At 40.0% G+C, this 13,618-nt stretch carries 10 protein-coding genes and 1 tRNA gene; 1 reads left to right on the top strand and 10 read right to left on the bottom strand.

Annotated features, from left to right (window positions below; translation table 11 throughout):
• The 6 genes from H8S40_RS02665 to pfkB form a co-directional block, all read right to left on the bottom strand.
• Positions 1–1,152 carry an exonuclease SbcCD subunit D gene (locus H8S40_RS02665; RefSeq protein WP_118724763.1) on the bottom strand — a complete coding sequence of 384 codons (1,152 nt, stop codon included), beginning with the start codon at positions 1,150–1,152 and terminating at the stop codon, positions 1–3.
• Positions 1,149–2,852: an ABC-ATPase domain-containing protein gene (locus tag H8S40_RS02660; protein ID WP_186864484.1), complete on the bottom strand. Its 1,704-nt coding sequence runs from the start codon at positions 2,850–2,852 to the stop codon at positions 1,149–1,151. Before H8S40_RS02660 ends, H8S40_RS02665 begins: the two co-directional genes overlap by 4 nt.
• 36 nt (positions 2,853–2,888) lie before the next feature.
• Positions 2,889–3,914, bottom strand: a complete 1,026-nt coding sequence (locus tag H8S40_RS02655) for an XdhC family protein (protein WP_186864483.1) — start codon at positions 3,912–3,914, stop codon at positions 2,889–2,891.
• A 151-nt stretch (positions 3,915–4,065) separates the two neighbouring features.
• Entirely contained in the window at positions 4,066–6,180 is a 2,115-nt protein-coding gene (locus H8S40_RS02650; RefSeq protein ID WP_186864482.1) for a glutamine synthetase III family protein, read from the bottom strand.
• 208 nt (positions 6,181–6,388) lie between these two features.
• Positions 6,389–8,329 (bottom strand): PTS fructose transporter subunit IIABC, encoded by a 1,941-nt coding sequence (locus H8S40_RS02645; RefSeq protein WP_186864481.1) that lies wholly within the window; start codon positions 8,327–8,329, stop codon positions 6,389–6,391.
• Between the two features lie 19 nt (positions 8,330–8,348).
• The gene (pfkB, locus tag H8S40_RS02640) at positions 8,349–9,251 is read right to left on the bottom strand and encodes a 1-phosphofructokinase (protein WP_118688302.1); all 903 of its coding nucleotides are present in this window, start codon (positions 9,249–9,251) and stop codon (positions 8,349–8,351) included.
• Between the two features lie 265 nt (positions 9,252–9,516).
• On the opposite strand from pfkB, the gene H8S40_RS02635 reads away from it, so the two are divergent.
• Positions 9,517–10,257 carry a DeoR/GlpR family DNA-binding transcription regulator gene (locus H8S40_RS02635; protein ID WP_186864480.1) on the top strand — a complete coding sequence of 247 codons (741 nt, stop codon included), beginning with the start codon at positions 9,517–9,519 and terminating at the stop codon, positions 10,255–10,257.
• Between the two features lie 82 nt (positions 10,258–10,339).
• Here the strand turns inward: H8S40_RS02635 and fba are convergent, their stop codons facing one another.
• The 4 genes from fba to H8S40_RS02615 all read right to left on the bottom strand — a co-directional run bounded on the left by fba (position 10,340) and on the right by H8S40_RS02615 (position 13,509).
• Positions 10,340–11,206: a class II fructose-1,6-bisphosphate aldolase gene (fba, locus tag H8S40_RS02630; RefSeq protein ID WP_118738240.1), complete on the bottom strand. Its 867-nt coding sequence runs from the start codon at positions 11,204–11,206 to the stop codon at positions 10,340–10,342.
• A 176-nt stretch (positions 11,207–11,382) separates the two neighbouring features.
• Positions 11,383–12,111 (bottom strand): glucosamine-6-phosphate deaminase, encoded by a 729-nt coding sequence (gene nagB / locus H8S40_RS02625; RefSeq protein ID WP_118738241.1) that lies wholly within the window; start codon positions 12,109–12,111, stop codon positions 11,383–11,385.
• 225 nt (positions 12,112–12,336) lie between these two features.
• Positions 12,337–12,408, bottom strand: a tRNA-Glu gene (locus H8S40_RS02620).
• A gap of 144 nt (positions 12,409–12,552) precedes the next feature.
• Entirely contained in the window at positions 12,553–13,509 is a 957-nt protein-coding gene (locus H8S40_RS02615; RefSeq protein ID WP_186864479.1) for a diacylglycerol/lipid kinase family protein, read from the bottom strand.
• Positions 13,510–13,618 lie beyond the last annotated feature (109 nt).

The raw sequence follows: 13,618 nt of genomic DNA, 5'->3' as shown, positions 1-13,618 counted from the left end.
TCACTCTCCTGCTTCTTCTAATACTTCTACAAGAAGGGACTTCTCTTCCTCATTCATCGCTCTTCCCTGCATTTCCTCAAAAAATTCTTCAAATACAGTCAGCGGGTCTGACACCACTGCTTCCTCTTCAAACTCTTCTAGTTTTTTTCGGGTTCTTGTATTATCCATACGTACTTCTAAAATGTGCGAATATACTCTCTCTAGCTGCTCTTTTGGTTTATAAGGATCCACCTCATCTGTCAATGTCACACTGATATAATCATCTTTATTCTCAAGCTTCGCATCCGCAATGATTTCTTCGAGCTCTCCTCTTACTTTTCGCACATCCCGAAGCGGATGTAATGGAAGTTCTTCTACCTGTACTGCATCTTCTTTTTTTCCAAGTGAAATTAAGTGCAGTGTTTTATTCTGATTCGCTTCACTGACCGAATATTTTAACAAAGTTCCACAATAACGGATATGCTCTGCTCCCGCTCTTTGTGCCCCATGCAAATGTCCCAGTGCCACATAATCAAAATTCTGTACGCAACTGCTATCAATCAGATCCAGACCGCCCACTGATGCTGTCTCAGACTCTGACCGCTCCATCTTCTGTCCTCTTCCTGCATAGAACTGATGGGATATCAATACATTTCTCTCATTCCAATCAATATGTTCCCGCTCCAGTATTTTTCTTACCGCCGCTTCATAACTCTCCGGAATCTCTTCATCGAACACACCTCTGACATATCCCGGCTTCAAAAACGGAAGAAAATAAAAATTCACCTTGCCTTCTTCATCCTGTAAAGTCAGTTTTTTTAAATATTCATCCTCTGTTTCCGGTACATTTCCGGCTATATAAATGTTCTGCCGTTTCAATATCTGACTGGCATAATTCAGCCTCTGTGCAGAATCATGATTTCCTGCGATTATCAAAATCGGAATCGCAGGTTCCAGACTCGAAAGCTTTGTGAGGAACTCATCAAATATCCTCACAGCTTCCGCAGATGGCACCGATTTATCATAAATATCACCGGCAAATACAATTGCATCTGGTCTTATTTTTTCTGCATAAGATACTACTTCCTGCAAAATATGCTCCTGATCCTGCCTCAGGTTATATGAATGAAGCTGCTTTCCAATATGCAGATCAGATAAATGAAAAAATCTCATAGATTTAACCCCCGATATCGATTCAGACATGCAAATATTTCCTGTCTTCTTGGCATTGCAAGATTTGCCACACTTGCATTACTCTCACAGAGACTCGAAAGACCTTCCCTGCAAATCTTTTCTTCCAGTTTATCCACTACATTTTGTATGCTATCTTTCCCCTGGAATAAATGCTTTTCCGCATATCTCACACAGTATCCTAATGCACTGACCTGCTCGGTATCTGCCAATTGTTCCACATATCTAAGATCAATGTTCTCCCGATTAAGTTGAACCATCTCTTTTCCCATCGTTTTCATTTTGATTCTGTCATTCGGTTTAAATCCTCTGCCTTGTCTTGGACATCTTATGAAAACCGGTTTTTCCGCCGGATTTTCCATCCCGCTCATCGCCGGAAAATCTTTCGCTGTCTCTTTTGCCAGCTTTGTAATCTCTTTTGGCTCATAACGATCCATCTGGATGATTGTATCCGCAATATGAAAATATGCACCTGAACTACCTGCTACTATCACCGTAGAAATGCCATATACCTGATACAGTTCTAAAATTCGATCGATAAATGGAGTGATCGGCTCCATATCCCGATGAATGACTCTTTGCATCAATTCGTCACGAATCATGAAATTAGTCGCGCTTGTATCTTCATCAATCAGCATCACACTTGCCCCGGCTTCCATGCTTTCAATAACATTTGCCGCCTGCGACGTACTTCCGCTTGCATCTTCTGTGTAAAATCCTCTCGTATCCTTTCCATTTGGAAGGTCATTAATAAACATCGAAATATCCGTTTTTTTGATGCTTCTTCCATCTTCTGCCCGAATCTTCATTGCATCGTCTTTCGTGATCACATACTCTCTTCCGTCCCCCTTTATATGGTTATACACCCCCAGTTCCAATGCTTTTAACAACGTTGATTTTCCGTGATAGCCACCACCGACAATCAATGTAATACCTCGCCGGATTCCCATCCCGGAAATCTCTCCTTTGTGTGGCAATTTCATCGTAACTTCCATTTCCTTAGGCGACTGAAATCTCACCGCCCCCTTCATCGGTTTATCCGAAACACCGGATTCTCTCGGAAGGATTGCTCCATTTGCCACAAATGCAATCAAATCATTCTTTTCTAATTCGTCTCTGATATATTGCTGATCCTCTGCAAGATCAATTATAGAACGAACACGTTTCTTATCACAATTTTTATAAAACAGACTCTGTTCCACACACTCCGGAAGAAATCCAAATACAATCTTTTCCAGTTCTCGTGCATTGATCGTACGTCCATTTGCCGGGAATCCTACTTCAAAACGAAGCTTAACATCTCCGTTTTTTGGATTTATTTCACACGCAGTACGTTCCAACACTTCCTGACCACATTTACTCACGGATATCAATCCGCTTTTCCCAGAGCCTTTTGCCCGAAAAGCATACTTTTGAATTGCACGATAAAACTGACGCGTCATCTCATCTTGCAGTGCTGCCCTCTGGTGTCTGCCTTTATATAATTCTTCCGGAAATCCTGCTGTACTCCCCTTCACCTGTACACTCACCTTTGATGGGGATGCAAATGGGTCTCCCTGCACATGATCAATGGAAAAGACATATCCTTGGAACTGATATTGTCCTTTTGTATCTTTATATGCCGGATATCCTCTGTGATCAATTCTGTCTAATAATTGTTTTAATTCTGCTGCTGACTGCATCTTCTATAACTTCCTCCATCCTGTCACTGCTGTCTTTTATGCCTTCTCAATTAACACTTTCATAACACCGCCACAAACCATTCCTTCATCTTCCGCTACTGCTCCTGTCATATCTATATGCTGGATCAGATAACCGCCTTTTTGAATAATCTGTCTTGCTGTCTGTGATATACCTGCTTCTGCACATCCACCTCCAATGGTACCTTCAATTGTACCATCTTCATATACGATCATCTTTGCTCCTGATTTTCTCGGTGTAGAACCTTTTGTCTCAATAATTGTCACAACGGCCTTCCCTTGTTCTTTTCGTTTTTCATCCGGGTTAGCCAATCGTTCCATCACTCTCATATCCACATCTGACGACATTACCTTATCGGTTCTTTGTTCTGTACGCTTCACCTGAATGATCTCTGCTAAAATTGCAATCGCAATTTCTTCCGGGCTGACTGCTCCAATGCTCAATCCAATCGGGGAATGAATAAAATCTAACCATTCCTGTGAAATGTTCTCTTCTTCGTGAAGCTGTCCTTTCAACTGTTTTACTCGTCTTCTGGAACCAATCATACCAAGATATGCACTTTTTTTCTGTTTATACAATGCACGCAGACAGTCCCCATCATGTCTGTGTCCTCTTGTAAGAATTGTAATGTAGTCATATTCATTTATCTGAAGCTTTTCAATTGCACTTGCAAATCCCTCACACAATACTTCTGCTGCCCACGGGAAACGCACTGTGTTTGCAAATGATGGTCTGTCGTCCACCACACATACCTGAAAACCGGTTCTTGCAGCAAACTCTGCCAATGCCAGTCCTACATGTCCCCCTCCAAGAATAATCAGGCGCTCTTCACGGCAAAATGATTCTACAAAATACTTTTTATCGCCGGCTTCTACAAGACGCGGTTCCCCTTCCATTTTCGCTTCCTCGACCGCATTTTGGATAATCTCAGATGCCTCTTCTTTTCGAAACACATTCTTTTCTAATGACTCTCCCAATGTAGTTATCAGTGCTGCACTTCCATTTTTCTCCGTCTCTTTTAATAATTCCTGATACATTTCCATACCATTTCCTCCGTTTAATTGTCACTGTTTATCATTATAACAGAATCTTAGTTGTTTTGTCAGTTTATAATGCAACAGAAAAAGCGAACTCCATTTCGGAATCCGCTTCTCTTTGTTATCAGAACTTCTGACCTTATATATTTTTTATGTATTAAACCTCGAAGATCAAATCTCCATAAGAAGGCATTGGCCAAGCTTCTTTGTCCACGATCATTTCCAGCTTGTCAACCGGCACACGAAGTGCTTCCATTGCAGGAACAACTTCTGAATGATAGTATGTTGCCTGAACTTCTCCTTCTTCTTTTTCTGCTGCTTCTTCTGTTACTTTCTTTAATGTAGCAAGTGCTTCTTTTGTTTCTTTTAAAAGTACTGAAACTTCTGTAAGTGCTTCTGCCTGAACTTCTGCGTCCACTCCTGCTTCTTTTACAGCGATCACTGTATCCGCAAGCTGTTTTGTATATTTCATAACAGCCGGGATAAACTGTTTACTTGCCATATCGATCATTGTGCGAGCCTCGATATTGACTGCTTTCGCATATGCTTCATACTCAATCTCTGCACGTGATTCAAGCTCGGCTTTTGTAAACACACTAAATCTCTCGAACAATGCAACTGCTTTATCTGTTGTAATTGCAGGAATAGACTCTACCATAGACTTAATATTTGGAAGTCCACGTCTCTCTGCTTCTGCTACCCACTCATCAGAATAACCATTTCCGTTAAATACAACTTTATCACTTTCGACCATGTATTCTTTGATCAGGTCATGTACTGCAAGTTCAAAGTCATCTGCCTTCTCAAGAACGTCACAAGCATCCGCAAATGCTTCTGCAACGATTGTGTTCAGTACGATGTTTGGATTTGCGACAGAGTCACGAGAGCCAACCATACGGAATTCAAATTTATTTCCTGTAAATGCAAATGGTGATGTTCTGTTTCTGTCTGTTGCATCTTTAGAAAGATCTGGAAGTGTTGCAACACCAGTTTCCAATTTTCCACCTTTCAAACTGTGTGTAGCTGTACCTGTGCTGATCAGCTGCTGTCTTACATCCTCAAGCTGTTCTCCAAGGAATACAGAGATAATTGCCGGTGGTGCCTCATTTGCTCCAAGTCTGTGGTCATTTCCCGGATCAGCTGCTGACTGACGAAGCAAATCTGCATGTTTGTATACTGCCTTTAAAATACATGCAAGTACAAGTAAAAACTGTGTATTTTCGTGAGGTGTCTTACCTGGCTCTAACATATTGATTCCATCATCTGTCGTGATAGACCAGTTATCATGTTTACCTGAACCATTGACTCCCGCAAACGGTTTCTCATGAAGCAGACACTTCATACCATGCTGACATGCAACTCTCTTCAATGTCTGCATGATGATCTGGTTGTGATCTACTGCGATATTCGCTTCTGCATAAATCGGAGCAAGCTCGTGCTGTGCAGGTGCAACCTCATTGTGCTGTGTCTTTGCAGATACACCGACTTTCCACAGCTCAATGTTAACATCTCTCATGAAAGATGCAATTCTCTGACGGATTGTTCCGAAATAGTGATCGTCCAACTCCTGTCCTTTTGGAGGCATAGCTCCAAACAATGTACGTCCTGTATAAATTAAATCTTTTCTCTGCATAAATTTCTCTGCATCAACCAGGAAATATTCCTGTTCAACACCAACAGATGGAGTTACCTTTTTTGATGTTGTATTTCCAAATAAACGGAGAAGTCTGAGTGCCTGTGTATTGATAGCTTCCATTGATCTAAGAAGTGGAGTCTTCTGATCAAGAGCCTCTCCTGTATAAGAACAGAATGCTGTAGGAATACAAAGTGTAGCTCCCGCTGCATCCTGTCTGACAAATGCAGGTGAAGTACAATCCCATGCTGTATATCCTCTTGCCTCAAATGTAGCACGAAGTCCGCCTGATGGGAATGAAGATGCATCCGGCTCACCTTTGATCAGTTCTTTTCCTGAAAAACTCATCAATACTTTTCCACTTGGAAGTGGAGCAGAAATAAATGAATCATGCTTCTCTGCTGTAACACCTGTCAATGGTAAAAACCAGTGTGTGTAATGTGTTGCTCCCTTTTCGATTGCCCATTCTTTCATCTCATGAGCAATGACATCTGCTGTCTCAAGATCCAGCTCTTTTCCCTCTTCAATTGTTTTCTTTAAGTTTTTATAAATCTTTTTTGGTAAACGTTCCTGCATAACCGTATCGTTAAATACGTTTTCTCCAAAAATGTCAGCCACATTAATTAATTCTGTGCTCATTGTTCTTCTCCTTTTCCCAAAATAATTTATGTCCAGAAAAAAAAGAGGCACTCCAAGTATCCTTGGAACGCCCCTGTTTCATTTCCTGCTTTCAATATAACTCAAACCTTTTTAAAAGGCAAGCATTAATTTTACCCCCGGTAAAATTTCATTCATTTTTTCTTATATTACGCTTATTTTTATGAAAACTCTGTACATTTTTACAATTCTACTCATTTTCTACTGTTTTTTTCAATATACCAAGTAAAATTGCTCCTACAATAGTTCCTGCCACAAGTGCAACCACATACATGATCGGATTACCTACAACAGGGAATACAAAGATTCCACCATGAGGTGCCATCAGTGTACAGTTAAATGCCATAGACAAAGCTCCTGCAAGTGCAGATCCGACAATACAAGCTGGAAGTACATGCAGCGGATCTGATGCAGCAAATGGAATTGCTCCTTCTGTAATAAATGACAGGCCCATAACAAAGTTTGTAGGTCCGGATTTACGTTCTTCCACTGTAAATTTATTTTTAAATAAGAGTGTTGCAAGAGCGATCGCACATGGTGCAACCATTCCTCCTACCATAACTGCTGCCATAATGTTATAGTTTCCTGCTGCGATAGATGCTGTACCGAATACATAAGCTGCCTTGTTGAATGGGCCACCCATATCGATTGACATCATTCCTCCGAGGATTGCTCCAAGAAGAACTGCATTCATTCCACTTAAGCTTCCCAGACCATTGTTCAATCCAGTGTTAATAACTCCAACGATTGGTTCAATAATAAATGTCATACTCAATCCCATCAATAGTACGCCAAATACAGGGTAGAGTAATACCGGTTTGATACCTTCCAGTGAATCCGGTAATTTTTCACATACTTTTTTAATCAGATTTACAATAAATCCTGCAAGGAAACCTGCTGCCAATGCTCCCAGAAATCCCGATGTTCCGTTTGCTGCGATTGCTCCGCCTACAAAACCTGCCACAAGTCCCGGTCTGTCAGCAATACTCATTGCGATAAATCCTGCAAGGATTGGTAGCATAAATCCAAATGCAACGCCACCAATTGTTTTAAATGTTGCTGCGATTGGTGTGATTGTACCAAAGTTTGCTCTCTCTGCCGCACTCAAAGCATTTAAGTCTATACATAACCCATCAATCAAAAACGCAATCGCGATCAGGATACCTCCGCCTACAACGAATGGAAGCATATGAGATACACCATTCATCAAATGTTTGTAAATTGTATGACCCACACCGCCGCTCATTGACTGTGCGTTTGATTTTTTTGCAGGTGCAGCCGCCTTATAAATTTCTGCCTGTCCTGAAACAATTGTATCGATTAACTCATCAGCCTTGTTGATTCCATGTGAAACCTGACATTCAATCAATGCTTTTCCATCAAATCTATCCATCAGAACATTTGTATCTGCTGCTACAATAATTCCGTCTGCGGCTTCGATTTCTTCTTCTGTCAAAACATTTTTAGCTCCACCGGATCCTCTTGTCTCTACTTTTACAAGGTATCCTTTTTTCTTTGCTGCCTTCTCAATGCTCTCAGCTGCCATATATGTGTGGGCAATTCCGGTTGGACATGCTGTTACCGCAAGAATTAATTTCTGATTGTCTTTCTCTTTATCTGCTGCAAGATCCGTCTGGGCTGCCGCTTTTTCCTTTGCAGCATCCGCATCATCCTTTTCTGTCTCTGCTGCATCTATAATATTAAGAAACTCTTCTACTGATTTTGCTTTGCGAAGAGATTCTGTAAATGTGTCATCCATCAGCATCATCGACAACTTGCTCAAAATTGTGATGTGTACATTTCCAGCCCCTTCCGGTGCAGCAATAAGAAAGATCAGATTAACCGGCTCATCATCCAGAGCCTCATACTCAACTCCTTGTGGCAGTACCATAGCTGCAAGTCCCGGCTTATTTACTCCTGTACATCTTCCATGAGGAATTGCAATTCCGTCTCCTACTCCTGTTGTCCCTTCCTCTTCTCTTGCAAATACAGCTGCCAGATAATTTTCCTTATCAGATACCTTTCCGCTTTTTGCCATCAGATCGACCATCTGATTTAGTACATCTTTTTTGTCTGCTGCGGCTCCATTCAGACAAATGCTTTCCGGTGCAAGTAAATCCCGAATCCTCATAACTGAAACCTCCCATTTTTTATAATGTGTTTAAAATTGCTTCCACTTCTTCTTTTGTTGCAAGATTTTCTGAAAATGCACTCGCACTTCCTGTTGCAACACCATTTTTAAATGCTATCTCATAATTTTGTGTCGTCAGATATCCATACAAAAAGCCTGCTACCATTGAATCCCCTGCTCCTACAGAATTGACAACCTTTCCTTTTGGAGCTTCGCTTTCATATACAGAACCATCTTCTGCAACTAGCACCGCTCCGTCACCTGCCATAGACACCAGAACATTTCTTGCCCCCTGTTCCTGTAACTTTTTGGCATAAACAATGACATCTTTCTTATCTTTCAATGTTACATTGAAAATCTCTCCGAGCTCATAATTATTCGGTTTGATTACAAATGGATGAAATGGCAGTACATTTACCAACAAATCTTTTGTTGCATCTACTGCGATCATAACTTCTTTATTCTGAAGATATTCCATAATGTCGCTGTACATTGTAGATGGCATAGATGCCGGAATACTTCCTGCAAGAACAAGTACATCTCCTGCTTTTAATGTATCTAACATTTGATAAAGCTTGTCGATATCTTCTTTTCCGATTTCCGGTCCCATACCATTGATCTCACTCTCTTCGTTGGAACGAAGTTTTAGATTGATCCTTGAATAGCCATTTGCGATAGGAATCAGTTTTTCTACGCATCCCATTTCTTTGACTCTTCTCTGAATCTCTTCACCGGTAAATCCTGCTGTAAATCCCAGGATTGTACTTTCCATTCCAAGATTCTTTAAAACGATGGATACGTTAATTCCCTTTCCCCCCGGAAACATCACCTCTTTTTCTGTTCTGTTCACCTGACCTAATTTAAAATCAGAAACATTCACAATGTAATCAAGTGATGGGTTAAATGTTACTGTATAAACCATTCATTATTCCCTCCTGCCTTCTTATGACGTTTTTTAAATGTTTTTGACGAGATTTGCTTTATGCTTTGATTATATTCTCGTTTTCAGTCATTGTCAATCACTTCCAGTCATATTCATTCATGTAAATATAGACAAAATTTAATCCTTGTTTTCGTGCAAAATGCTCGTTTCGCTTTGTTTGACATTCATTTTTGATTCTTTTATAATGAAATAAGAATCAAAATCTGTCATTATCATTCATTCAAAACGAAGGAGACGAAAGATTATGCTGATTGATGAAAGAAAAAATGCGATTTTAAAGCTTGTAAATGAAAATGGAAAAGCAACCGTACAAGAATTAATGGAACTTTTTGATGCATCTGAATCTACAATTCGAAGAGATCTTACAGAATTGGATAAAAAACGATTATTAGTAAAGGTACATGGTGGTGCACTTGCATCCTCAAAGGAAATCACGAAGGATATTTCCGTCTCTGAACGCGAAATTCTAAACCGTGATTCTAAAATTACAATTGCACAATATGCTGCCTCACTAATCACTGACAAAGATGTTGTATATCTTGATGCCGGCACATCGACCGGATATATTATCGAATATATTTCGGCTTCTAAAGCCGTGTTTGTAACAAATGCGATTGCCCATGCACGAAAACTCTGCAATCGTGGGTTCGAAGTTTATCTTCCGGGTGGAATGGTAAAGATGCATACGGAAGCATTAATTGGAGCTGACACTTGTGAAGCAATACAAAAATTTCATTTTACAAAAGGATTTTTTGGCAGCAACGGACTGACAATCCAACAGGGCTGCACAACTCCGGATGTTCAAGAAGCAAAGGTAAAAGAATCTGCCTTCGCTCATTGCAAAGAATCTTATATTCTTTGTGATAGTTCAAAATTTGGAGTTATTTCTTCTGTTACATTTGCTGATTTTACAGACTGTATCATTTTGACAGATTCCAATTTATCTAAAATTTATCAGAATTATGATAATATCAAGATTATATAAAAAACATCGGTACCGACATTTGCCGGGACCGATGTTTTTTCTTTATTTACGAGAAATCATCTCATATACTCAGGAACTAAAATTACTCAGCTTTTCCAACTGATCCGAACAGTTCCATCTTTTCTTTTACTGTAGCAGCAATTGCGTCTGCACCTGGTTTGAGGAGTTTTCTTGGGTCGAATCCTTTTCCTTCCAGATCTTTTCCTGCTTCGATATATTCACGTGTAGCAGCTGCAAATGAAAGCTGACACTCTGTATTAACGTTAATCTTAGCTACTCCAAGGCTGATTGCTTTCTTAATCATATCGTCCGGAATTCCTGTTCCTCCGTGAAGTACGAGTGGCATATCACCTGTTTTCTGCTGGATTGCATCCAGAGTTTCAAAGCTAAGTCCTTCCCAGTTTGCTGGGTATTTACCATGAATATTACCAATACCTGCTGCAAGGAAGTCGATACCAAGATCTGCTACTCTCTTACACTCTTCTGGATCTGCACATTCACCTCTACCGATAACTCCGTCTTCTTCTCCACCGATAGATCCTACTTCTGCTTCGATAGACATACCATTGTCATGAGCAATTTTAACTAACTCTGTTGTTTTAGCAACGTTCTCATCGATTGGATAGTGTGATCCGTCAAACATGATTGATGAGAATCCAGCCTCTACACACTTCAGACATCCTTCGTAGCTACCATGATCAAGGTGTAATGCTACAGGAACTGTAATTCCAAGTTCTTCCATCATACCTTTAACCATTCCAACAACTGTCTTGTAACCTGTCATATACTTTCCAGCACCTTCAGATACACCAAGGATAACTGGTGATTTGCATTCCTCTGCTGTTGTCAGGATTGCTTTTGTCCATTCCAAGTTGTTGATATTAAACTGTCCTACTGCATAATGTCCTGCTTTTGCTTTCTGAAGCATCTCTGTTGCTGATACTAACATATTTCTTTCCTCCACTTCTTAAGGCTTGCCCGATTACAGCAAGTACTATTTCTTTTAAATCTGTAACCATTATAGCCCATCATGTAAAAAAAGACAATCTCTAATTCTCACAATAAAATGTCCGAAATCCATCTTATTTTTAACAATTTGTTATTTTTTTAACACTGTTCGTTGTTTTATTTTAATTTAGAAAGTGCTGCTTCATCAGCTACAAGTATTACATTATTATGAAGCTGGAGTATAGATGCCGGCACCTCCGGATTGATTTTACCTTGTACCATCGCTGCAACTGCATCAGCTTTGTCTTCTCCATTTGCCACAACAAGAATCTTGTCTGCTTTCATAATTGTCCCAATTCCCATTGTGTAAGCCTGTCTTGGCACTTCATCTGCTGAAGCAAAGAAACGCTTATTTGCTTCGATTGTGCTTTCTGTCAAATCTACACAATGTGTGATCTTTGGAAAATCTGCTGCAGGCTCATTAAATCCGATATGTCCGTTTCTTCCTAATCCAAGTAACTGAAGATCGACGCCCCCCATAGATTCGATCAATGCTTCATAACGAAGACATTCTTCATCACCATTCTCAACTTTTCCGTTCGGTACATGTGTATTCTCTTCGTCAATGTTTACTCTGTCAAACAAATGATGATGCATGAAATAGTAATAACTCTGCTCATTGTCTCTTGTCAGGCCTTTGTATTCATCCAAGTTCACTGTCTTAACTGTGGAGAAATCTAAATCACCTTTCTTATACCACTCAACTAATTGATCATAAATACCAATTGGAGTAGATCCTGTTGCAAGCCCTAATACACAGTCAGGCTTCAGCAGAATCTGTGCGGAAATTAAATTCGCTGCTTTTCGACTCATTTCTTCGTAATCCTTGGTTCTGATAATCTTCATAACCCATTCCTCCTTATACTTTAAAAGTCTTAATTGCAGAGCTTGTTTTCCTCAGATACAGTCCTTCATATTCTATCCCTACGCGCCAAGTCTCACAGACGTTCGACTTGAATCCCCAAATCTATATTTCGCAGAAATAGAAAAAACCAGATTTTCAGAATAGAACTCATATTCTATGTCTAAAAATCCGGTTTTGCCTGCTTTGAGTAACAACCCACTCTTTAGTGACTCCGAGGGGAATCGAACCCCTGATTCCAGCGTGAGAGGCTAGCGTCTTGACCGCTTGACCACGGAGCCTTATTTAATTATCTTGCCTGCTTGTTTATTTCTCACCCGCAAGCAAGATATACTTTATCACACTATTTCACATAATGCAAGTGTTTTTTTCATTTTTTTATATTTTTTATTTTTTCAATATGAAGAAGCTATCATCCTGTAAATTTACGACTGTTCTTCGCTTTCTTCTTCCTGGCGGACCAACTCTTTTTTTCGTTCCAAATGACCGATTGAAGTCGGTTTTACCATAATTTCCAATTCTTGTTTCAGATTTTCCACAATAACTTCATCATGTCTTCCACCATATTCTCCATCCAAAGTCCATGGAATTTCCTCTTCCGATTCAAACTTAACATGACCGGAACGGAAAGAATACATATGATCCGAATTAATCTGTTTTACCAGCAATGCCGCTACGATTTCGTTCAACTCAATCGGATTCTTCGGTGTTTTAATCAATGTCACTTCAAACACACCATCATCAAACGCTACATTTCTCCCGATAATACTTCTAAAACCACCTACTGATCTGGAGTTTGTCACCATTCCATACACAAAATTATCTTCGATTGTCTCTCCGTCATGTGTCACTTTAATATGGTAAGAAGGAATATTGAAAATACGCTTTGTTCCTTCCAGTACATATGCCAGATGTCCCAGAACGTTCTTCATATTTTGATCTGTCTCGTATGATACATCCGTAAATAGCCCAAAAGCTGCAATATATACGAAATAATCATCATTAAAATGACCGATATCACATGGAAATGGTACTCCATTTACCGCTGTGTCGGCTGCTCCAAGCATATCCTTTGAAATATGCAGGCTGCTTGCAAAATCATTTGTCGTTCCGGCCGGAATATATCCGATCGGTACTTTCTTATCTCTCTGTGCCATACCGGTCACGACTTCATCTAATGTTCCATCTCCTCCGCTGCACACTACCAGATCATAATCGCCTGTATAAGATAAAGTCTTAGCAAGTCCATCGTGATAACGCTGTGTCGGGTACACTGTAACTTCATAACCTGCCTTGGTAAATATATCAAGGACATCTGCCAATTTAGGTTTTAACATACCGGTTCCTGCGTTTGGATTGTAAATAAATAATAGTTTCTTCATATTCATCCGCTCCTTTCCACTTTTTAAGTTGCCAAAACATCCTGCTGAAATCTGTTCAAGTCGAACGTTTCTGCAGGTGATAAAAGAGGCTGTGCTTTACACACAACCT

Origin of the sequence: Ruminococcus hominis (assembly GCF_014287355.1) — a bacterium.
GTDB lineage: Bacteria > Bacillota > Clostridia > Lachnospirales > Lachnospiraceae > Schaedlerella > Schaedlerella hominis.
This window is presented reverse-complemented; position numbering and strand designations above follow the sequence as displayed.